We start from the raw sequence: 22,706 nt of genomic DNA, 5'->3' as shown, positions 1-22,706 counted from the left end.
AGGCAAGTATTAATTGAACTGTAAAGGAATTTGATATAAAATTAAGATATGGCTGACAGAGTTTTTACCGTACTTGACCTAATAGACCTCGATCTTAAAGAACACAATTCTTTAAACCTCCGCTGTATCGGGGGCAGAAAGGGGCTTGGAAGGTCAATTGACATTCCCGACATAAATAGGCCAATGGGCGCGATTATGGGCTTTTTTGAAGATTTCGCCTATCAAAGAATTCAACTTTTCGGGCGCGGGGAAGTGGCATTTTTAAGGCGGCTGGAGAGCGAAGGCAAGACCGAGACAATCAAGGAGATGTTCAATTTCCCGATGCCCTGTTGCATTTTTACACATAACCTAAGCCCGCACAAAGAATTTTCAGAGATAGCCGAAAATTCCCAATGCCCGATCTTGCAAACTGATTTTGGGTCTGCTGATTTTTCCGCCAGAATAATGCGTATCCTTTCCAGTATCTTTTCGCCGCGTCAGGTTGTCCACGGCGTGCTTGTCGAAGTTTACGGTTTGGGGATTTTAATACAGGGCGACTCAGGAGTCGGAAAAAGCGAAACGGCGCTGGAATTGATTCACAGGGGACACCGGCTGGTCGCCGACGACGTGGTAGAAATAAATTGCAATTACGGAAACACGCTGATGGGCGCGGGCGCGAATAAAATTATCGGGCACCACATGGAAATTCGCGGCCCGGGAATAATCAATATTACGCATCTGTTCGGAGTAAGGGCGATAAGGGACAGAAAAGAAGTCCAGCTTGTTGTAGAACTGGAAGAATGGGACGCGCATAAAGATTACGACAGGTTTGGCGCTGTAGATCACACGGTCGAACTATTGGGAGTTAAAATACCAAAGTTGACAATACCCGTAAAACCGGGACGTAATATTCCAATTATCATAGAAACAGCCGCGATGAACGAGCGGTTAAAATCCATGGGTTATCATGCCGCCAAAGAATTCAACAAAAATATTTTAAAGTGGATCGAAAGCGACGCCGCAAGATCGGTCTTCTTTGGCCATGACGATATAATTTAAGGGAAATAGAATGACTGAAAGAGTTGTTACAGTATCAAACAGAGCGGGCATTCACGCGCGCCCTTCTGCTCTTTTAGTTCAGACGACAAAGAATTTTTCATCGAATATTTATATAGAAAAAGGAATGGATAGGATAAACGCCAAATCCATAATGGGTATTATAACTTTAGGCGCGTCCTACGGAACGGAATTAAGAATTATTGCCGAAGGAGAGGACGAAAAAACGGCGGTAGAAACGCTGGTTAAACTCTTTGAATCGAAATTTGAGGAAGAGTAAGTTACGTGCAAAACAATAAATCACGCCCCGAATATTCAATTTTAAAAGTACGGATATTGATATTAATTTATTCTCTGTTATGTGTTCTTACTTTTCTTTTTTCTAGGAAATTTTTTACAAGCATTCTTCAAAACGGCGAAGTGCCGGATCGTCTTAACCTTATCGTATTTTTCACCATTCCCGCGGTATTAATAATTTTTCTTGGAATTTCCGTTTTCTACTTTCTTATGGATTTTATTTTTCAGCGCCCTGGGAGCAAATTCAGCGTAAGGCTTTTGGCTTATTTCGCCGTTATCGTCATCTTTTCAATAGCTCCAATAACGCTTATGACAAGCGCCGCGTTAAACCAAATCGCGCGTTTTTGGCAAAGTATGGACTCAAACGCGTCTACCATGGCGGCAAACAGTTTTATCGCCGAAAATTATTCGCTTCACCTGGAGCGTTTTGAAAATATCCTGCGGCAGAATAATTTTTCAAGTTCCGCGCCGCTAGCAAAACTTCCGCAGGACATTTCATCTGTTCAGGTTTTTCGCTTGGCAAACGAGCAATGGGCGGAAGTATCGTATACGGGCGACGAACAGTTTAAACTGCCGGCGCCCCCCTCCGCTGAAACCGGCTTTGTAACAAGAGAGTTACCTAGGGATCAGGGGACAATTCGTTATGTGCAAAGGATGCCGCAGAATTCCTTAAGAGTTATCAATTACAGCCTGGGCATGGATTTTGACAATGGGAAATCCGCATTGGACAACCAAGCCGAGCGTTTTGAGACGGTTAATCTGTTAAGAAAAAATATGCGCCCATTACTAATCTATTATTACGCCGCGTTTTTTCTTCCAACTTTGTTAATGACTGTAATTATAGCCATTTCATTCACAAGGCGCATTACGCGCCCTATCGCTGAATTAACGGAAGCGATTCAACGCGTCGCCGAGGGGGATTTTTCCTTTCAGATTTTATCAAGCCGCAATGACGAGCTTGGCGTTCTAATCCGTTCCTTTAACTCGATGGTTCAGGACTTGGAAAAAACAAGGGAAGCGCTTGTAAGAAACGAAAAAATATCAATATGGCAGAACATGGCGCAGCAGCTTGCACATGAGATAAAGAATCCTCTTACGCCGATAAAACTTTCCGCCGAGCGCGTGCTTCGCAGGTGGCAGAACAACCCGGAAGAAATAGGAGAAATTTTAGAAAGTTCCATGATGGCGATTATTCAGGAAACGGAAGGGCTTTCAGTTTTGTTAAACGAATTTAGAACATTATCAAAACCGATGGAACCGTCTAATTCGCTTACCTTTTTAAAAGAACCCGTAGAAGAAGTAATAAACGCGTACTCAGGCTCTTACCCTAATGTAAAATTCAATCTGGAGCATATAGAGACAAATATACAAATAAAAATTGATAAACACCGTCTTTCGCAAATTATTACAAATCTTGTGATAAATTCCATTGACTCAATGGACGGTAACGGAGAAATTGAAATACGCGCTGATATTGTCAAAAAAAGAGAAGTCTGCTATTGTAGAATAAGCGTCAAAGATTCGGGCAAAGGCATCGGCGCGCAGGAAGGCCGTCAAATTTTTACTCCATATTTTACAACTAAAGAATCTGGCACGGGATTGGGGCTTCCCATTGTCGAGCGAATTGTTACGGATCATGGCGGAACAATCTGGTTTGATTCGGCGGAAGGTATAGGAACGACGTTTTATATCGATCTGCCGTCAGCTTAAGCCACAGGCTTGAGGAATTAAATGCCGTCAATATTAATCATTGATGATGAACCCGGTATCAGAAAAACTCTCGCCTCCATCCTTGAAGATGAAAAATATAAAGTCTTTACCTCGGAAGACGCTCTTGCCGGCATTGAAACATTAAAACGCGAAGTAATAGATTTAGTTTTCCTTGACGTGCAGTTGCCAAAACTGGGCGGCATTAAAGCGCTTGAACAAATACGCAAAGAATGGCCGGTTACGGAAATTATCATGATTTCAGGCCACGCGAGCATTGATATAGCGGTACGCGCCGTTAAGCTTGGCGCTTTTGACTTTTTGGAAAAGCCGCTGTCGATTGATAAAATCCTTACAGTCTGCAGAAACGCGCTCGCGATAAAAAATCTTCGCGAAGAAAATAAAACTTTAAAAAGAATCAATAATTTCGCGAGCGAGGATATAATCGGAACGAGCGCCGCCGCTAGAAAAATAAGGGAGACGGTAAAACAGGCGGCGGCAAGCGACGCGCGAATATTAATCACCGGAGAGAACGGTTCGGGAAAAGAAGTAATCGCGAGGGCGATTCATTCCTGCTCCGCGCGGGCTGAAAATCCGTTTGTTGACGTAAACTGCGCGGCAATACCGGAGGCGCTGATAGAAAGCGAACTCTTTGGCCATGAAAAAGGCGCTTTTACCGACGCCGTTTCCACGCGCAAAGGGCGGTTTGAATTAGCGCACGGCGGGACTCTCTTCCTTGATGAAATCGGCGACATGAGCCTTTCCGCGCAGGCAAAAGTGCTGCGCGTACTTCAGGAACAGAAAATAGAACGCGTCGGCGGGGAAAAAGTAATAGAAACCGACGTGCGCGTTATAGCGGCGACAAATCAAGATTTGGAAAAAGCCTGTAACCAGGGGCGGTTCAGACAGGATTTATTTTTCAGATTAAATGTTATTCCCATCCATTCCCCTCCCCTGCGGGAAAGAAAGGAAGATATTCCACATCTTCTTTACCATTTTTTAAAAGTTTTAAAAAAAGAAATCGCTCTGGAACCCGACGCTCTGGAACTTCTTGCCGCTCATGATTGGCCGGGGAATATCAGAGAATTAAAGAATTTAGCCGAAAGAATGGCGGTAATGCACCAGGGAAATGTCATAAACGGGGAAGATATTGAAAAATTGCTCAATATAAAGGGAAAAAAGCCCGTAAATACGGCGCAAACAAGCATGGACGCGGCAATAGCTTCAAATATTTTGGAACAAAATTACAATGAAGCCAAGGACAATTTTGAAAAATATTATTTGGAATTCCAACTTTTAAAAAACAATGGTATAATATCAAGGACGGCGGAGGCTATCGGAATTTACCCGAGCAACCTTCACGCTAAAATCAGGAAATACGGTATTACGACCGCGAAAAATAGGGAGCAATAATAATTATGAAAGAGTTGACAGATCGCCAAAAACAAGTCCTTTCCTTTATCGCTAACTATATTAAAAAAAACTCCTACCCTCCTACGATAAGGGAGATTGCCGATCATTTTGAAATTTCCGTAAAAGGAGCGCATGATCACATAACGGCTCTGCGTAAAAAAGGACATTTAAAACAGGCGGACAAAAGGCCGAGGACGATGGGGTTGACCCATTCAAGGCCGGAAGACGCGGATTTGCTGGAAATCCCCCTTCTTGGAACAGTTGCCGCAGGCCTTCCTATTCTGGCGGAGGAAAATTTTGACGGAAATATTCTGCTTCACCGTTCCATGTTAAAGAAAAATAAAAAATATTTCGCGCTTAAGGTAAAGGGCGATTCAATGTCCGGCGTGGGCATACTGGAAGGCGACACCGCGATTATTGAAAAGCAGAATACCGTCCATAACGGCGAAATTGCCGTAGCGGTGATAGATGAGGCCGTAACGCTGAAGCGGTTTTACAGGGAAAGCTCCAGAATCAGGTTACAGGCGGAAAATCCGGCATACAAGCCAATTTTCAGCCATGATGTAAAAATCTTGGGCAGATTATTTACAATAATTCGATCATATTAACATGGCTGCTATTTCACCTAACGCATATATTTTTCTGGGTCCTGAACTTGGAAAAAAACAGGACGAGGTAGATTTAATAAAGAAAGAATTTCAAGACGCGGATACGGCTGTTTTTTACGCCGGAGAAACGCCCGTAAGCGCGATTGCCGATTCAATTCAAAATGAAAACCTTTTTTTTGACAAACGCCTGATCATTATTAAAAACGCGGAAGTTATCAAAAAAAAAGACGAAATTGAACTTCTTGTATCCTGCATAAAAAATATTGATCATAGCACGGCAATTATCCTGCTCTCAGATGAAATAAAACTTGCCTCCGCCCTTGACGACGCCGTTCCGAAAAACAACCGAAAAATTTTTTACGAACTGTTTGAAAGGGAAAAAAGCGAATGGCTAAAACAATTTTTCAGGCGCGAAGGCTTTAACATTGACAAGGATTGCATAGCCATAATTTTGGAAATGGTGGAGAATAATACGGATGCGCTAAAAAGGGAATGTTCGCGCCTTTTACATTTTTTGCCCCGTAATAAAGAGCAGGCGGAAAGCCAGGTTAAAGCGGAAGACGTTGAAAAATGGCTTTCCCACAATAGGGAAGAATCGGCATTCACGCTTTTTTCCCGTATAGCCGCGGGCGACTTGTCCAAAGCGCTTGAATCGCTATCCGTCATGTTAGCCGCAAAAGAAAGCGCGCAGAGTATTTTGGCGGGGTTAGCGTGGTGCTTTAGAAAACTTGGCGATTATCTGTCTTTGCTTGAAACAGGTGACGCTAACAACAGCTTTGAATTAAAAAAAATAGGGCTTTCTTCACCAAAAGCAAAAGACGACTATGCCGCCGCCGCCCGCCGTTACAACGCCGAATCGGCGGAAGCATGTCTTGCCCTTACTGCGGAATACGATAATTTACTGCGCTCTCCCGTCGGCGTAATGGAAAGAATATTAATGGACAGGTATATTTTAAAAATTATAACAGCCTAATGCAGTCATCAATACTTTTTACGGCTTCGTCAAATTCACTGTGCAATAAAAAACCGGCTAAAACGCTAAGATGCTCTTCAACCGGCTGTGACCATGTTTTCTTTTTTAATTCGGCAAGTATATTTTTGGCGGTCTTTTTATTATACTCGCCGCACGCGGCGCGAATTTCAAGCAATTTTTCTTTTAATTGCGAATAATCGCCATAACCTTCTTTTTGAGTTTTTTGTCCCTTTTCTTCAAACGCGTTAATTACGGCATATAGTGAATTTAAGAATGACGGAATCTTTTCCATAATCAGCTTTTTATCATTATCACGCCCAGCCTGTTCCAATTTTAACGCTTCTTGTGAAAGCTCCTTTTCGCCAACATTGGCAAGAGCGCTCTTCATAGCATGAACATTAATTATAAACATGGAAAGATCGTCAGCCCTGCGGCATTTATTTATATAAATTGATTCTAATATCTTAGCCGCTTTTTTTGTATCACGGATAAAGAATTCCGCCAACTGTGAATTTATTGTATTCTGATTTGTTTTACTGCTTATTATCTCTTTTTGCCTACGCGCGGCTTCAACGACTTCGTTAGGGTATTTATCGCGAATTAATTTATTAAGCGTCATATTTAATTGGCGGGTATCAATAGGTTTGGAAATAAAATCATCAAAACCGTTTTTTAGGAACATTTCCGCCTGTCCTGCAAGGGCGTTTGCGGTTAACGCCACTATCGGTTTTGTATATCCCAATTCACGGATTATTTTTGTCGCTTCAATGCCGTCCATCCCCGGCATCATGTGATCCATAAAAATAACGTCGTAATCGCATTTATTTTTAATTTTTTCTATTGCTTCAAACCCGCTCATCGCAGTATCAATTGAAAGATTATAAGACGCCATTAAACCTCTTGCGACATAAAGGTTTGTTTCCACGTCATCAACAATTAAAACACGGCCATAGGGCATATATTCGCGCTTTATTTGCAGGTTCCGTATTCTCTGTTCATTAACAAAGTTAAGCTGCATCAGGTTTTCAGCCATTTCTTTGCCAATTGGATCACGATTCGTACATTTTTGAGGCAGGCTTACCGTAAACACGGAACCCACATTCGGCGTGCTTTTAATATCAATAGTCCCGTTCATCATCTGCAAAAGATTTCGCGTAATGCTCATGCCAAGACCAGTGCCTTCGGTCTTTCGGTTTGCTTCCATGTTAAACCGCGAATAATCGCTTCCCAATTTACGTACCTGCTCTGGCGTCATGCCCTGTCCCGTGTCACTGACTCGGAAAACAACGGTTATATTGCCGTCTCCCTCAAAAACGGATGAAATATTAAGATTTATAGAGCCTTCATGCGTATATTTATACGCGTTAGAAAGCAGATTATTTAAAATCTGTTTAATGCGAAGTTCGTCGCCAATCAGCATAACGGGAATGTTTTCATCAATCTGCAATTTAAATTCGATAGGTTTGCTTTCGTAGCGCATCATGTTCAATTGAACAGTATCGTGAATAAGGCTCGCGATATCATACTGAATCGGCATTAATTCAAGTTTGCCGGCTTCTATTTTTGAAAGGTCCAGTATGTCATTAATTATTCCAAGCAAAAGATCTGCGGAGTTATAAATTCTTTCAAACGCTTCTTTTATCACATTTGGCAGAGTTTCATCCTGAAGTTGAATTTCAGTAATACCCAAAATCGCGTTCATAGGCGTGCGGATTTCATGGCTCATCTTCGCCAAAAAGTCGCTCTTTGCCTTACTGCTTTCTATGGCGACTTCTGCTTTACGCATTTCAGCTATCATCGCCCTCTGCTCGCGAAGATCCCTAATATATTCCGTAACGGTAAATTCATTCTTATGCTTAACCCTAACGCAGATTACTTCTACCGGCAGCTGCTCCCCGTTTGTTTTTTGATGCGTCCATTCAAAACGGCTATAACCTTCCCTTAATGCTTTACCGACAAGATCAATGCCTTTATCCTTTGACATAATGCCGTCAGGCTGATATTCGGGAGAAAGCCTGATAAAATTATTAATAAAATCCAGCTTATCCGCCATCTCAAACATTTTTACCGCTTCTTGATTGCAATCTATAAGATTTAAGTTTTTATCCCAAAAAATCGCGCAGAAAGGGGCGGCATCGATCATTATTTGGGTGCGTTCATCAGCCTCGCGCATTTTCATTATCTGGTTATTGTGGTTTACGGCGGAACTCATCATAAGCCCCGCCGATCTTAATATGCTGATTTCTTCATGTGAAAAAGTACGCTCATTACGGCAGTCATCTATGCTGAAAAAACCCCAAAAATCGCTTTCCAGAAACATCGGGATTATTACGATAGATTTCATCCCGTAATCACTTAAAAAATCCCTATCTTCTTTGGGTAATTCAGATAACGGACTATTTATATAATTATCTTTTAAAAACGACTCTTCCCATTCCTTTTTCATGCTGTACGGAAAATGCAAACCATGCGGAATCTGTATGCAACTTCTGCCGTAATCGCTAAGCCACTCGTACCGTAAAACAAAATTCCTCTCGCCCTCGATCATTTCATTACGCCAAATTTGAACGCGGTCAACATCCAGGCAACGGCCTACAAGATCAAAACTTTTTAATAATACTGTTTCAAATGGAATGTCTTTATTATTTGCCAGCAAGATAGCAGCTGCGGTGTTTACCGTATCAAGCAAACGCGTCTGTTTCTTTAAGTCATTTTCATTGTCAAAAGACATTAAATATGCGCCTTTGCCTCTTTAAAAAGATCCCTTACTTCAAAAAAAACTTCGGCTATTTTTGGATCGTAATGAGTGCCGGCGTTTTCCATAATAATGCTAACAGCTTCTTCATCTGTAAACGCATTTTTATACGGACGTTCGGAAACAAGCGCGTCATACACGTCTACAATCGCCATAATACGCCCTTGCAGGGGAATTTCTTCTCCTTTAAGCTTATTAGGATAGCCTTTTCCGTCCCATCGTTCATGGTGGCTTCCGGCAAACAATCTCGCGTTACGCAAAAAGTCTCCCTCTCCCGTCTGCGCGATAATTTTATCTATTATCCGCTCACCTTCTTCGGCGTGGGTTTTCATAATATCGTATTCATCGTCAGTAAGTTTGCCGGGTTTATTTACTATCAAGTCAGTAATGGAAATCTTGCCCAAATCATGCATACGCGCCGAAGAAATCATTTTTTCAATGTCCCAGCTTGAAATTATATCCGCGTAAACCCCTCGTTTTTTCATTTCGTTAATTAATATCTTAATATATGCCGAAGTACGCTCAATATGGCCGCCAGTTCCCTTATCGCGGCTTTCGACAATATTAGCCAAAACCGAAACTATGCTGTTTTGCAGCCTGTTTAACTGCGCCGTCCTTTCGCGGATTAATTCGTCAATTTCAAGGTGCGTTTTAATGCGATTTATCAGCACGGGCGCGGAAAACGGTTTTGTAATGAAATCTACAGCCCCCATTTCAAACCCGTGCACTTCCACAGCGGCATCTGTGTGGCCAGTTAAAAACACAACAGGAATATTTGCCCATAAACTTTCGGATTTTAACCTTTTGAGAGCCTCGAATCCGTCCATTTCGGGCATTTCTATGTCTAAAAGAATGAGATCAGGCGTTATCTTCCCTAAAAGAGAGAACATTTTAGCTGCCGAAGGCATTGTCATAACCCGATACTGCCTATCCAACGCCTCTTCTGCCATTGACAAGTTAGTATCACTGTCATCTACGACAAAAATCGTTTTCATTTTATAAATATAGCCCCAACATAATTATAGTATAGATTTGCGTTTTTAGCAAAAAAAAAGGCTTTTTTTATATATAAAACCTAATAGTCATAAAAAATAACCAAAAGCGGAGCGTTAATCAAGGCAGATTATAGGAAAAACTCATAACCACAGAGTACTGTGGCTGTCATTGTTCATCGCCGCCAACAAATTTTTTTTCTAAATCATCCGCGGAACTGGTTATAAAGGTTAAAGGCACGGCAAATTCATCCAGAGACATATCATCAATAGGCATACAATGACGGACAAAGTGTTTATCACCGATCTTTACAAGACCGCCGCAAACCTTGTCATTAAGCGTTTCAAGCGCTTTGTTCATTTTTTCTTGTCCGATAATGCCAACCGGTGAAGAAATTTGTATCCAAATGCCATTTTGCTTAGTTTGAACCTTTTGAACAAACACCATCTGAGTTCTGTCATTACTCAGATCAAACACCATTTTAAAAAAGTCCCCTTCATCATTTTGCACTTTATAATTGCTCCTAATGAAATTTTTTACCTGATCCCATGAAGCCATATTAATCCTCCAAAAAATTGTATTAGCCTAAAGGCTTATTCATTTATAACATAAATATATTTACTTGTCAATATTTTGTAATTGAATTTTTCCGAAAGAATACTCACAAACAAAAAAAAGCCCCTGACCAAACAATCAGGGGCTTTAAAACATTTTACGCTAAAACTAGAAAGGCCGTTCCGCTAAATATTTGTACTCTTTATACACGCGTTCAGCCTGTTTCTTGGCTTTCGCAAGCAGCATGTCGGCGCGGGCCGGGTCTGCGGCTTTAAGGCTCTTAAAGCGGACTTCTTTGTACATGAAGTCTTCAAGGTTGTAGGTCGGCTCTTTTGAGTCAAGCTGGAAGGGATTCTTTCCCTGCTCTTTCAAGCGCGGATCGTAGCGGTACAATGGCCACAGGCCGCATGTTACCGCGGCTTTGCCCTGATCCAAGCCCTTGCTCATGTCGATGCCGTGGTTGATACAGTGCGCGTAAGCGATAATCAACGACGGGCCGTTGTAGGATTCAGCTTCGCGGAAAGCTTTAATCACCTGAGCCATGTTTGCGCCTAATGAAATTCTTGCGACATAAACATAGCCGTAACTCATGGCGATTGCGCCTAAGTCTTTTTTGACAATTTCTTTTCCAGAGGCGGCGAACTTCGCAATAGCGCCTACCGGAGTGGATTTTGACATCTGGCCGCCGGTGTTGGAGTAAACTTCGGTGTCAAGGCAGAGCAGGTTTACGTTCTTGCCGGAAGCCAGCACGTGGTCAAGGCCGCCGAAACCGATGTCGTAAGCCCAGCCGTCGCCGCCGAAGCCCCATACAGACCTTTTAATGAAGTGGTCTGCGAGCGAGAGCAGTAACTTTGCCGTGGAGCTTGAATTGCCTTTAAGGGCCGCTTTGAGTTCGTCAACATTTTTGCGCTGTTCTTCGATTGCGGCGTCGTCGGCTTGAGTGTTGGCAAGGAGTTTGTCGATGATTGCGGCGGCAATGCCTTCGCTCTTTGCCTTTTCTGCCATTTCACGGGCGTGGACAGCAAGCTTGTCGCTTGTAAGCCTGAAGCCCAGTGCGAATTCGGCGGTGTCTTCAAAGAGGCTGTTTGACCATACGGGGCCGCGCCCTGCGGCGTTCTGGCAGTAAGGAGTGGTGGGCAGGTTTCCGCCGTAGATTGAGGAACAACCTGTGGCGTTGCCGATAAGCGCCCTGTCGCCGAAAAGCTGGGACATAAGTTTAATGTAGGGAGTTTCGCCGCAGCCGCCGCAAGCGCCTGAGAATTCAAATAACGGGCGTTTGTAAGCGAGAGCTTTTGGATTGCTCAATTCACCGGCAGCGGGAGTTTCTGGCAGGCTCATGAAGTAATCCCATATCGCTTTTTGTTCGGCGTGGAATTCGGGATCATCAGAATATGATTTATAGGTAAGAGCTTTTGGAGCGCCGTCGTCTTTGCACTTCGGGCAGATATTAAAGCATGCTCCGCATTCATAACAGTCTTCACACGCGATGACCAATGTCGCTTTTTGCCCGTCAATGGCTTTAGGTTTGATCTCGGTGGTTTGGAAGCCCTTGGGCGCTTTCGCGATCTGATCTGCCGTAAGGTTTTTCATGCGGATACAGGCGTGGGGGCAAACCATTGAACAGAAACCGCACTGCGTGCAAACATCGGGATTCCATATCGGAACCCTTTCCGCTACAGCGCGTTTTTCGTACTGGCTTGTCGCGGTTGGGAAAGTTCCGTCTTCGGGGATTTTGCTGACGGGCAATGTGTCACCTGCCTGGAAGGAGGCGGTTCCCAATGTGTCTTTTATCCACTCGCTCCTTGCCGTAGCAAAAGGTACTTCCATATGGAGGGTACCGTCGGCCTTGGAAGGATAATCCACTTTTTCAACGGCGCCTAACGCGGCATCTACCGTCTTGTAGTTTTTCTCAACAACGTCGGCGCCCTTTTTGCCGTAGGAATGTTGGATATGTTCTTTCATTAATTTGACGGCTTCGGCTTCGGCCAATATGCCGGAAATTTTAAAGAAAGCGGCCTGCATAACCGTATTTGTACGGTTGCCCATTCCCGTATTACGCGCAATTTCCGCGCCGTTGATAACATAAAATTTAAGTTTTTTACTGATGATTTTTTTCTGTATTTCTACGGGGATTTCTTTCCAAACATCAGCCGCTTTGAACGGGCTGTTGAGCAGGAATGTCCCGCCTTCTTTAATGCTGGAAAGCATATCGTACATTTTGATATAGGAAAATTTATGGCACGCCAGGAAGTCTGCTGAATTGATAAGATACGGGCGGCGAATTTTGCCTTTGCCGAAACGAAGATGGGAAACCGTAAAGCCGCCCGATTTTTTTGAGTCATAGGAGAAGTACGCCTGACAGTTGAGTTCCGGTTTTGCCTCGCTGATGATTTTAATCGAGTTTTTGTTTGCGCCGACAGTTCCGTCAGATCCAAGACCGTAGAACATCGCTTCGGTTATGCCTTCTTCCGGTATAAAGAAATGAGGATCGTAATCAAGGCTTTTGCCAAGAACGTCGTCTTTTATGCCGACGATAAAGTTGGCAATCTTCTTGCTGGAAAGGTTGTCAAATACCGCCTTTGCCATAGAGGGGGTAAATTCCTTCGAGCCAAGTCCGTAGCGTCCGCCAAGAACAATCGGGTTGCCTTTAAATACGCCTTCGGCCTGCATTTCCGCAATGGCGGTTCGCACGTCTTCGTAGAGTGGTTCGCCAAGAGAGCCGGGTTCTTTGGTGCGGTCCAAAACGGCGATTGATTTAACGCTGTGGGGCAAAGCTTTTACAAACAACTTCGCGTCGAATGGGCGGAACAGATGGACTTTTAAAACGCCGGTTTTTTCGCCCTTGTTGTTCAGATAGTCAACTGTCTCTTCAACGGTTTCCGCGCCGGAGCCCATTATAACTACAACTTTCTCAGCGTCTTTCGCGCCGTGGTAGTCAAATATGTGATACGCGCGTCCTGTAAGTTTAGCGTACTTGTCCATCTCCGCCTGAACAATGGCGGCGACTTTTTCGTAGTACTTGTTCACGCCTTCACGACCCTGGAAGTAGGTGTCGGGGTTTTGGGCTGATCCGCGAATAGTGGGGGTTTCGGGAGTAAGGCCGCGTTTGCGGTGGGCGGCGATAAGATCATCGTCGATCATCTTGTGAAGATCGTCGTAAGAAACTTCTTCAACTTTTTGCAATTCATGGCTGGTGCGGAAACCGTCAAAGAAGTGCAGGAAAGGCACGCGTGAGCGGAGAGTGCTGGCGTGGGCGATAACCGCCAAATCCATTACTTCCTGAACGCTGTTGGAAGCCAGCATAGCCCAGCCTGTCTGACGGCAAGCCATCACGTCCTGGTGGTCGCCGAAAATTGAAAGGCTCGATGTCGCCAGAGCGCGGGCTGATATATGAAACACTGTAGATGTAAGTTCGCCGGCAATTTTGTACATATTTGGAATCATGAGCAGCAAGCCCTGCGACGCGGTAAACGTAACAGACATCGCGCCCGTGGTTAGCGCTCCATGTACTGCCGCCGCCGCGCCCGCTTCGGACTGCATCTCAATGACATCGGGGATAGCGCCCCAGATGTTTTTACGCCCTTGGGCGGAAAACTCGTCGGAGAGTTCGCCCATAGGACTGGAAGGGGTAATCGGATAAATCGCGATTACTTCGCTAAGCGCGTGCGCTACATGCGCCGCCGCGCTGTTACCGTCAATCATTGCAATTGTTCTTTCACTCATTTTTTACCTCTTTTTTGGGTTAATAAATTATATTATAGAAGGATTTTACCATAGATTAATGAATTTTGGCTAGTACCGGCAGGTTTTTATTTTGACTGTTCTTTATGTCTTTCTATAATGCTTTCAACCCGGTTTAACAATTCATCGCTTCCGTAAGGTTTTGTTATTAAATCAGCCGCCCCTATTCTGGACGCGTAGAGTTTTTCCTTTGCCCCATCCAAAGACGTTAAAAAAGCCACCGGAACGCTCCTTAAAAGGCTTATACCCTTTATTTTATTATAAACTTCCCAACCGTCCATATCCGGCATTAAAACGTCAAGTAAAATCAAATTTGGAACAAAACCTTTGGCTAAAAGAGCCAAAGCCTCTTTCCCCGACTTGGCTGTAGTAACGTTATATTTAGTTTTTAGTATATTTTCAGCGATTATTAAATGAACTTCGCTGTCATCTACTAAAAGGATTTTTAAAGTTGTATCCATACGGAATAACCCCTCTCTTTATAAATATATTTAAATTTCGGTAAAAATCAATAAAAATTTTAACATATTATGGTAAATAAACGTAAAAAACACGTAAAAACTGTTTCAACTACTATTCATAAACAAAAAAAGAGGGTATTCTTCTTTAATGAAGAATACATTTTTAATGATTTTTGCAATTTTTACCATTATATTTTTTGGAAGTTGCAAAGGCAATTCCAGTTCATCCCAGGATAAACCAAATTTTGACAAAGACGCGTCTTATGCTTTGGGGTTAAACATTGGGTCGGGATTAAGAGACGGGTTAAAAAGCGATAATGTAAACCCTGATTTTAATGAATTAATGAAAGGCATGAAAGACGGATTATTGGGTAAAGAGCCAAGATTTGCTCTGGAGGCGGCCAGAGAAAAAATTGAAGCTGCGTTTAATGCATTAACGGAAGTGAAAAAAGAAGAAGCTATACAGAAGGAAACTAACTTCCTTGCCGAAAACGCCAAAAAACCCGGAATACAAATAACGCAAAGCGGTATGCAATACGAAGTTGTTGTAGAAGGGAGCGGACCAAAACCATTGGAAAATTCCATTGTTAAAGTACATTATGAAGGCAAATTAATCGACGGTACTGTTTTTGATAATTCCCGTGACCGCCAGGAACCCGTAATATTCCCGCTTAACGAAGTAATCACCGGCTGGTCAGAAGGATTACAATTAATGAATGTAGGCAGCACATACATATTATACATTCCCTCTGAGATTGGCTACGGTCCACAGGATTATGGTCCGATACCGGCGTACTCAACATTGATTTTTACCGTTGAATTAATTGGTATAGTTTCAAGAGAAGAATACGAAGCGCAATTTGGAAATGGTTATTATTAATTAAGGAGCAAATAATGAAAAAATCAGTAATTTTTTTATGCCTGTTTTTCGCGGTTTTAACGCTGCACGCAAAAGCAATTCAAGAAGATTATAAAAAAGCCGATGATAAGGCCCGCTTAGGTTATGCCTTTGGCATGATAATCGCTTCAAATCTTGGTTTAGCTCAAACAGACATTGAATTCGATTACAACGCTTTTACCGAAGGATTAAAAGCGGTCGCGCAAGGCGGTCAAACCCAATTTAGCGAACAGGAAGCGATGGAGATTATCGAAGCCGCTTTGTACGCGGCAGAAGAAAAACAAAATTCCCGCAACAGGCAAATAGAAGAAGAATATCTTGCGGCTAACGGACAGAGGCAAGAAGTGCGGACTACGCCGAGCGGCCTTCAATATGAAATTATCAAAAGCACTGAAGGTGAAAAACCAAGAAAAAGTTCCGTCGTAAGGGTAAATTATACCGGAACATTTACCGACGGACGACCTTTTGACAGTTCCTCTGAAGATGGCGGCGCGTATATTCCTTTAGAGAATGTCATCTCCGGCTGGACGGAAGGATTAATGCTGATGAGCCCCGGCAGCATTTACCGCCTGTACATTCCGTCTAAATTGGCTTACGGCAAGGACGGCATTCAGGGCGTTATCGCGCCATATTCAACTTTAATCTTTACGGTTGAGTTACTCGAAATTATTGACGAACCTGAAGATGAGGAATCTTAATCCTAAAAACTGATCCTTCACCGGCGCGGCTTTCCACTTCGGCTTTTCCTTTGTGAAGCAGAGCGATATGCCGGACAATGGAAAGCCCAAGCCCCGTGCCTCCAGCCTCTCTGCTTCTTGCCTTATCTACTCTGTAAAATCTTTCAAATATCCGTTCCAGATGCTCAGGGGGAATCCCAATCCCTTTATCCCGCACTTCAAATACCAACTCGTCCTTTTCCTTATACGCATTGACCCAAAGTTTGGATTTTGCCTGAGAATACTTAATCCCGTTTTCTATTAAATTAATCAGCGCCTGAATAATAAAAGAGCCGTATAACCTCGCTCTCAAACTTTCCTTGCAATCGACGATTATTTCTATTTGTTTTTTCTTTGCCACAGTCTCCAGAGAAGAGACAGCCTCGCTAATTAATGGGGCGATATTTAACTCTTCCATATCGCGGTTGTTTACAGTGTTATCTTCCAAATCGGCAAGTATTAAAAGATCATTGGTAAGGTTTTCCATAATCCCAGCGTTTTTGCGGATTATCTCTATAAAGTGAACGTCTTGTTTATTCATAACGGAATCAAGCAGTGTTTCTGAAAACCCTTTGATAAGCTGAATGGGAGTACGCAGTTCGTGCGACACGTTTGCGACAAAATCCTTGCGTATTCTTTCCAGTTTTAAAAGCCGCGTAATTTCCTGCAATACTAAAACCGCTCCCGCGCGGGATTGACCGTTGTTTTCGCCATTATCCGACATTTTAGCGAGAGGGGAGGCGTAAACATGAAACTGCTGTTCCGCGCCTTTATGAAAAGTAAGTTCCGCCTCAAAGGGAACGCCGCCGTTTATAGCCTTTTTCGCAATTACAACTAACTCCGTAGAGTGAGTCGCTTCCAACAGAGTCATTTTATTTATTTCTCCGCTTCCAAGGGCAAAAAGTTCTCTTGCCTTAGGATTAACCAAATGCAGTTTTAGGGCGTTGTCCATTGCAAAGACCGCTTCCGACATTCCGTTAAGGATCGCTTCAAGGCGGCTGCCTTCCGACTTTGCCTGTTCAAAACGGAAATTAAGTTCCGCGGTCATCGCCCTCATTGCCCTCTCAAGACTTCTGAATTCCTGCGCTACAGGTTCCACTGCTTCAGGACCGGAAAGAAGAGGGGCGCTTATCTGCGCGATGTTTACCAGTTGTCCAAGCGAAGATGACAGCGAGCGCGAATACGCGTAGATCGCCCAAAAAGCGATAATAATTAACAGGCAGATAAAGACCAGAAACGGAAAAATTACGGGTGAAATCCTCACCCAAAATCCCGGAACGGAAAGCGATAATCTGAATACGCCAATGGATTTATTTTCATCGTTAAAAACGGGAAGAGCGTAGTAAATTCGCTTCATTTTTGTGCTTATGGAATTACGCCGCGCGCTCGCTTCCCTTCCTTCAAGAGCCGCCGTAATTTCTTCACGGTCAATATGGTTTACAAGATCAAATGCCACATGAGAATCCCACAATACGTCGCCTCTTGAATCAATCAACGTTAGACGATATACACTATCGCCACTTACAGGCAATTCTATTTCCGGCGTATAATCTGTATTTTCAAATATCTGTTTTATGCGATTTTCACCTATCGCGCTCATAAGAGTTTTTGCAGTATTTTCAAGACCTTGCGTATTAACTTCATAATAAAGAGAATTCATAAAAATTAATATTGACGCGATAAAAACAGCGGAAAAGCCAAGGAAGGTAAGGCCTAGAGTAAGCAAACTTTTTTTAAAAATTGTCACTTTTTTCTCCTGTATTATTACTGCGAATTTTCCGGCGTTCTAAACCTGTAACCTACGCCGCGGATTGTCTCGATCATGTCTCCGGCCTTGCCAAGTTTCTTGCGAAGACCCAATATCTGCACGTCAACGGAACGGTCGGTCACGGGGTAATCCGGCCCGTGGATGGCGGCGATAATCTGGTTACGCGAAAAAACTATTTCAGGATTGGAAAGAAAATGTTTAAGCAGCGCGAACTCGGTCGCAAAAAGCTCAAGCTGTTTGTCTCCGTTATACGCAATATGACGCGCCGCGTCCAATTTAAGTTCTCCCTGCTGCCAAACGGAAACAGACTGGGAGAAACCGCCTTCTTCCTGCCGCCTGAGAGCGGCCCGTACTCTCGCTATCAGAACTTTGGGACTGTACGGCTTTACAATATAATCATCCGCTCCCAATTCAAGCCCCGTAACAATATCCGCTTCTTCTCCTTTTGCCGACGCCATAATCACGGGAATAGTCTTGCATTGGTCAATCTCTTTTATTTTTTTTAATACTTTTAAACCGTCAATTCCAGGAAGCATAATGTCAAGTAAAATGCAGTTTGCTTTTTTAGTCTTTAATATTTTAAGCCCTTCTTCTCCTGTTTTAACCTGTAAAAGTTTCCAACCTTCCCTTGACATCGTATGAGAAAGCAATTCCTGAATATCGGGATCGTCTTCTATAATAAGAATTACAGCTTTATTCATTTAACTCCTCATGTTTGCCCTCGATCATATAAATTACGGCTTCGCAAATATTTGTAATATGATCGCCCAGCCGCTCAAGCTGGTTTGACGTTTGAATAACCTGAAGCGCATCCTTAACCATATCGGGATGTTTTTTCATTAATTTTAAAATTTCCTCAGTAAGAGTCTTATGCTCAGTATCGATCTTATGATCCATTGCCGCAGATTCTCGCGCCGCGTTAGCGTCCTGCGCCATAAAAGCGGATATGGCGGCACGGATCATTTTCTGACCCGTTAGCGCCATTACTTCCATATGTTCTTGCGCCATGAAAAGCGTCTCACCTTTTTTGGCAAGTTTCTTCGCGGCGCGCGCAAGGTGGACTGCATGATCCCCTACCCTTTCAATGTTGCTCGTAAGTTTAAAAATCGTCACCATCTCGCGCAAATCGCGCGCCACAGGCTGTTGCGTAGCGATAACAATCGCGGCGTCATCTTCGATCTTTATTTGAAGAGCGTCAACTTCCGCGTCTCCAACGCGCACTTCCTTCGCCAGATCCGCATTACGCGTCCTCAATGCGGAAAGCGCCTTGCCGAGGTTTTCCTCCACCTTGGTCGCCATCGTTAAAATATCCTGCCGTAAGCGGCTCAACTCTTCAGAGAAAAAATTTCGCGCTGCCATGTAGTCCTCCCTTCCATTAACCAAATCTGCCAGAAATATAATCTTCCGTTCTTTTGTCTTTCGGTTTTGTAAAAACTTCCCTCGTATCATTATACTCTATCAATTCTCCCAATAAGAAAAAAGCGGTTTTATTACTAACCCTGGAAGCCTGATGCATCGCATGGGTTACAAGAATTATACTATATTCTTTTTTTAACTCCCCTATTAATTCTTCGATACGGCCTGTGGCAATTGGATCAAGGGCGCTTGTCGGCTCGTCCATAAGAATAATTTCAGGCTCCATCGCGATGCTTCTCGCTATGCAAAGCCGCTGCTGCTGTCCGCCTGAAAGTGCCTGCGCCGGTTTTTTAAGCCTGTCCTTTACTTCGTCCCAAAGGGCGGCTTTTTTTAACGACGTTTCCACAATGTCAGATAAAAGCCTCTTGTCTTTAACGCCCTGCATCCGCTTTCCGTATGCCACATTGTCAAACACCGTCATATTGAAGGGATTAGGTTTTTGAAAAACCATCCCTACTCGGCTGCGGAGTTCCGTCACGTCCATATCGCCGTAAATATCCTTACCGTCAAGCAAAACCTCTCCCGTTATGCGACATGAGGGAATCAGATCATTCATGCGGTTCAGTACGCGGATAAATGTCGATTTGCCGCAGCCGGAAGGGCCGATAAGGGCTGCCACGTCCTGTTTCATAATTGAAAAATTGATATTTTTCAGCGCTTGAAATTCGCCGTAAAAAAGGTCAAGGCCTCTAACGTCAATCTTCAAATTGCTCATAACGTTTCTCCCAGTTTTTTCCTGAAATTGCCGGTTATAATTTTTGTAGCGGTATTAATAACCACCACAAGAATTACAAGCACCGACGCGGTAGCGAAAGCTATTCCAAAATCCTCAGGATGCACTGCTTCGTTTGTCAAATAATACAGGTGAATGGTAAGCGTTCTGCCCGATTCAAAGACCGTGCGCGGCATATTTTTGGTAAGGCCTACGGTAAGAAGCACAGGCGCGGATTCGCCTATGACGCGGCCAACGGCAAGAATCACGGAAGTTACAATTCCCGGAAGCGCGGATGGAAGCACCACATGGAAAATCGTCTGAAGTTTTGTTGCGCCTAACGCAAGCGAGCCTTCCCTGAATGAATCGGGAATTGATTTTAGCGACTCTTCCGTCGTTCTGATAATAACCGGCAGTATCATTATGCTTAACGTAAAAGAGCCCGCTATTATTGACTGCCCGAACCTCAACAGACGGCAAAACATAAGAAGCCCAAAAAGACCGTAAATAATCGAGGGGATTCCAGCAAGGGTTTCTATCGCAAGACGCAGTATCCTTATGAACGAAGAATTGCCTGAATACTCATTTAGAAAAATAGCGGTAGCTATCCCTACAGGCAGGGCGACAATAATAGAAACAAGAACCACATAGAGCGTGGTGATAATCATCGGGAGAATTCCATGCTCAATGCCGACGATAAAAGAGAAATTAAGAAAACCAGCCTGCGATTTAAAAATGTAGACGATAATAAACAACAAGGCGATGATAACGCCAGCCATTGCCGCCGCCATGATTCCATACATTATTTTGTCAAGGATTTTTCGTTTAGTAAGATTTTTCATAATTCCTGCTCCATCCTGCGGCGGTACCATAAAATCAAACTGTTAAGAATCAGTATTATAGAAAATAGCGTAACGCCGATTGAAAACAGCATCTCGCTATGCCTATCAGACGCATAACCCATTTCCATCGCGATTGTAGAGGTTAACGTTCTTATACTCGCAAGAGGGTTTATCGTAAGCTGCGGCGAATTTCCCGCCACAAGAATAACCGCCATAGTTTCACCCACTGCCCGCGAGATGCCAAGAATAACTCCCGCGATTACTCCAGAATTCGCGTGGGGCAAAACCACTCTCCACGCGGTCTGCATTTTGCTCGCCCCCAGCGAAAGACTCGCTTCTTTTACGGAGAGCGGAACGGCGCGAAGGGATGTTTCCGCGATTGTAATAATGGTAGGCAGTATCATCAGCGCAAGAACGATTATGGCGGAAAGGAGCGTGTTACCTGACGGCACTTTGAAGGTATTTCGCACAAACGGAACTATTACCATAAGACCGAAAAATCCGTACACCACGGAAGGAATTCCCGCAAGTAATTCAACGCCGGCGCGTATGATGGAGGCCGGTTTTGGCTTTAAAAATTCCGCCATAAAAAGAGCGCATAACAGAGCGATTGGCACTCCAAGCAAAATCGCGCCGAAACTCGCAAGTAAAGTTCCGGCAATCATCGGGAAGATGCCGAAAATTTTATCTCTTGTTGGATGCCATTCAAGGCCGCCAAGGAAACTAAAAATGTTATACGGCGGCTCAGGAAGAATAACATGCACTCTTTTTTCCAAAGCCGCAAAGGCCGCAGGCCATCTTACCGTATACACGTAGCTTTCGGGGTATGTAACATTAGCGTCGCCGTTATATGTAAATGAAAGTTTTTTTTCAGGATTTTTTTCATTATTATTTACAAATATATTAAGGACTTCTTCCTCTGACGTTTCGTCAAATGACGTTTCGTCATAGTCTTCCATAGGAAAACGAATTGTAATATTTTCAGTGTTTTTTGGAATATCAATAAAAGTGTTATGATCTATATATAAAACGCCGTTAACTGTAAATTCATCTATACGCTGTACTACAAGCCGGATGCCTTTTGCGGTAGACGAGAAAAAGGGCATTCCGCCCTGTATAAAAACAAACAGCAATATGGCTCCCAATGCCAGTACGGAAAAGAGAGCCACACTGCTGAACAGATGTTTAAAGAAAACATCCGTGAATTTACGGTTCATGCCGAGTCATACCCGTTTATTTAACGGGTATCCAGCTTTTGCTAACTACTTTTTGTCCCGCCGCGCTAAGTATCCACTGAATGAAAGCGGAACTTTCAGCATGGATATTTTTTCCCGTAAGTATAATAAAAGGACGCGCGATTTTGTACGTGCCTTTCACAACATTCGCGTTATTCGCGGCAACTCCGCCGACAGATACGGCTTTAATTGTATCATTAAGCGAACCAAGCGAGATATAGCCGATAGCGTCGGGATTCTGCGCGATATTGGCAAGTATCGCGCCGGTGCTTGTTAGCTGATTTGCGTTCGCAAGAAGTTTGCCCTGAAAGCGCGCGATTTCTTCAAAAGCGCCTCTAGTCCCCGAACCTTCCTCGCGGCTTACAACCGCGATTACGGCGTTCTTGCCTCCGACCTGGCTCCAGTTGGTGATTGCGCCGGTGTAAATATTCCTTATCTGTTCAAGAGTAAGGTCAGACACGGCGTTGCTCTTGTTCACAATAACCGCAATACCGTCAATGGCGATTATTGTTTCTTTCAGCCCCTTGCCCTGTTCGGCGGGGCTAAGCTCGCGGCTTGACATTCCAATCTGATAAAGCACT

20 protein-coding genes are annotated in these 22,706 nt (G+C 43.6%); 8 read left to right on the top strand and 12 right to left on the bottom strand.

The annotated features are described in order from the left end of the window. Positions 1–48: 48 nt before the first annotated feature. From hprK to holA, 6 genes are read left to right on the top strand one after another with little or no spacing between them, the layout of a single operon-like run. Positions 49–1,038: an HPr(Ser) kinase/phosphatase gene (gene hprK / locus ACYVRA_RS01465; RefSeq protein WP_461250975.1), complete on the top strand. Its 990-nt coding sequence runs from the start codon at positions 49–51 to the stop codon at positions 1,036–1,038. Between the two features lie 10 nt (positions 1,039–1,048). Continuing rightward, a complete protein-coding gene (locus ACYVRA_RS01460) occupies positions 1,049–1,315 on the top strand; it encodes an HPr family phosphocarrier protein (RefSeq protein ID WP_461250974.1) in 267 nt (88 codons plus the stop codon). A 5-nt stretch (positions 1,316–1,320) separates the two neighbouring features. Next, a complete protein-coding gene (locus ACYVRA_RS01455) occupies positions 1,321–3,042 on the top strand; it encodes a sensor histidine kinase (RefSeq protein WP_461250973.1) in 1,722 nt (573 codons plus the stop codon). Positions 3,043–3,063: 21 nt separating this feature from the next. Beyond that, the gene (locus ACYVRA_RS01450; protein ID WP_461250972.1) at positions 3,064–4,452 is read left to right on the top strand and encodes a sigma-54-dependent transcriptional regulator; all 1,389 of its coding nucleotides are present in this window, start codon (positions 3,064–3,066) and stop codon (positions 4,450–4,452) included. A gap of 5 nt (positions 4,453–4,457) precedes the next feature. Further along, positions 4,458–5,060 (top strand): transcriptional repressor LexA, encoded by a 603-nt coding sequence (gene lexA / locus ACYVRA_RS01445; protein WP_461250971.1) that lies wholly within the window; start codon positions 4,458–4,460, stop codon positions 5,058–5,060. 1 nt (position 5,061) lies between these two features. Further along, entirely contained in the window at positions 5,062–6,033 is a 972-nt protein-coding gene (gene holA / locus ACYVRA_RS01440; RefSeq protein WP_461250970.1) for a DNA polymerase III subunit delta, read from the top strand. On the opposite strand, the gene ACYVRA_RS01435 is transcribed toward holA, so the two are convergent. From ACYVRA_RS01435 to ACYVRA_RS01415, 5 genes are all read right to left on the bottom strand, one after another. Then, the gene (locus tag ACYVRA_RS01435; RefSeq protein WP_461250969.1) at positions 6,020–8,764 is read right to left on the bottom strand and encodes a GAF domain-containing hybrid sensor histidine kinase/response regulator; all 2,745 of its coding nucleotides are present in this window, start codon (positions 8,762–8,764) and stop codon (positions 6,020–6,022) included. The two genes, holA and ACYVRA_RS01435, sit on opposite strands and share 14 nt — an antisense overlap. After that, on the bottom strand, positions 8,764–9,783 hold the full coding sequence (locus ACYVRA_RS01430; protein WP_461250968.1) for an HD-GYP domain-containing protein: 1,020 nt from the start codon (positions 9,781–9,783) through the stop codon (positions 8,764–8,766). The genes ACYVRA_RS01435 and ACYVRA_RS01430 overlap by 1 nt, the downstream gene beginning before the upstream one ends. Positions 9,784–9,949: 166 nt before the next feature. Beyond that, positions 9,950–10,339 carry a hypothetical protein gene (locus tag ACYVRA_RS01425; RefSeq protein ID WP_461250967.1) on the bottom strand — a complete coding sequence of 130 codons (390 nt, stop codon included), beginning with the start codon at positions 10,337–10,339 and terminating at the stop codon, positions 9,950–9,952. Between the two features lie 165 nt (positions 10,340–10,504). Further along, complete coding sequence (gene nifJ / locus ACYVRA_RS01420) at positions 10,505–14,059, bottom strand: pyruvate:ferredoxin (flavodoxin) oxidoreductase (protein WP_461250966.1); 3,555 nt, start codon at positions 14,057–14,059, stop codon at positions 10,505–10,507. Positions 14,060–14,145: 86 nt separating this feature from the next. After that, on the bottom strand, positions 14,146–14,538 hold the full coding sequence (locus ACYVRA_RS01415; RefSeq protein ID WP_461250965.1) for a response regulator: 393 nt from the start codon (positions 14,536–14,538) through the stop codon (positions 14,146–14,148). 148 nt (positions 14,539–14,686) lie between these two features. On the opposite strand from ACYVRA_RS01415, the gene ACYVRA_RS01410 reads away from it, so the two are divergent. Further along, positions 14,687–15,418, top strand: coding sequence for an FKBP-type peptidyl-prolyl cis-trans isomerase (locus tag ACYVRA_RS01410; RefSeq protein WP_461250964.1), 732 nt, complete (start codon positions 14,687–14,689; stop codon positions 15,416–15,418). A gap of 14 nt (positions 15,419–15,432) precedes the next feature. Beyond that, complete coding sequence (locus ACYVRA_RS01405; RefSeq protein ID WP_461250963.1) at positions 15,433–16,134, top strand: FKBP-type peptidyl-prolyl cis-trans isomerase; 702 nt, start codon at positions 15,433–15,435, stop codon at positions 16,132–16,134. Here ACYVRA_RS01405 and ACYVRA_RS01400 read toward each other — a convergent pair. The 7 genes from ACYVRA_RS01400 to ACYVRA_RS01370 form a co-directional block, all read right to left on the bottom strand. After that, positions 16,103–17,899: a sensor histidine kinase gene (locus ACYVRA_RS01400; protein WP_461250962.1), complete on the bottom strand. Its 1,797-nt coding sequence runs from the start codon at positions 17,897–17,899 to the stop codon at positions 16,103–16,105. The two genes, ACYVRA_RS01405 and ACYVRA_RS01400, sit on opposite strands and share 32 nt — an antisense overlap. A gap of 17 nt (positions 17,900–17,916) precedes the next feature. After that, positions 17,917–18,621: a response regulator transcription factor gene (locus ACYVRA_RS01395; RefSeq protein WP_461250961.1), complete on the bottom strand. Its 705-nt coding sequence runs from the start codon at positions 18,619–18,621 to the stop codon at positions 17,917–17,919. Continuing rightward, a complete protein-coding gene (gene phoU / locus ACYVRA_RS01390; RefSeq protein ID WP_461250960.1) occupies positions 18,614–19,279 on the bottom strand; it encodes a phosphate signaling complex protein PhoU in 666 nt (221 codons plus the stop codon). Before phoU ends, ACYVRA_RS01395 begins: the two co-directional genes overlap by 8 nt. Before the next feature lie 16 nt (positions 19,280–19,295). Beyond that, positions 19,296–20,051: a phosphate ABC transporter ATP-binding protein PstB gene (pstB, locus tag ACYVRA_RS01385; protein ID WP_461250959.1), complete on the bottom strand. Its 756-nt coding sequence runs from the start codon at positions 20,049–20,051 to the stop codon at positions 19,296–19,298. Then, a complete protein-coding gene (pstA, locus tag ACYVRA_RS01380; protein ID WP_461250958.1) occupies positions 20,048–20,890 on the bottom strand; it encodes a phosphate ABC transporter permease PstA in 843 nt (280 codons plus the stop codon). Before pstA ends, pstB begins: the two co-directional genes overlap by 4 nt. After that, positions 20,887–22,107, bottom strand: a complete 1,221-nt coding sequence (gene pstC, locus ACYVRA_RS01375) for a phosphate ABC transporter permease subunit PstC (RefSeq protein ID WP_461250957.1) — start codon at positions 22,105–22,107, stop codon at positions 20,887–20,889. Before pstC ends, pstA begins: the two co-directional genes overlap by 4 nt. A gap of 16 nt (positions 22,108–22,123) precedes the next feature. Beyond that, the coding region (locus ACYVRA_RS01370; RefSeq protein ID WP_461250956.1) for a phosphate ABC transporter substrate-binding protein at positions 22,124–22,706 on the bottom strand (583 nt) is incomplete at its 5' end.

The organism is Treponema sp. R8-4-B8 (assembly GCF_054786175.1).
The sequence above is the reverse complement of the archived record's forward strand: the minus strand, read 5'-3'. Positions and strand labels throughout refer to the sequence as shown.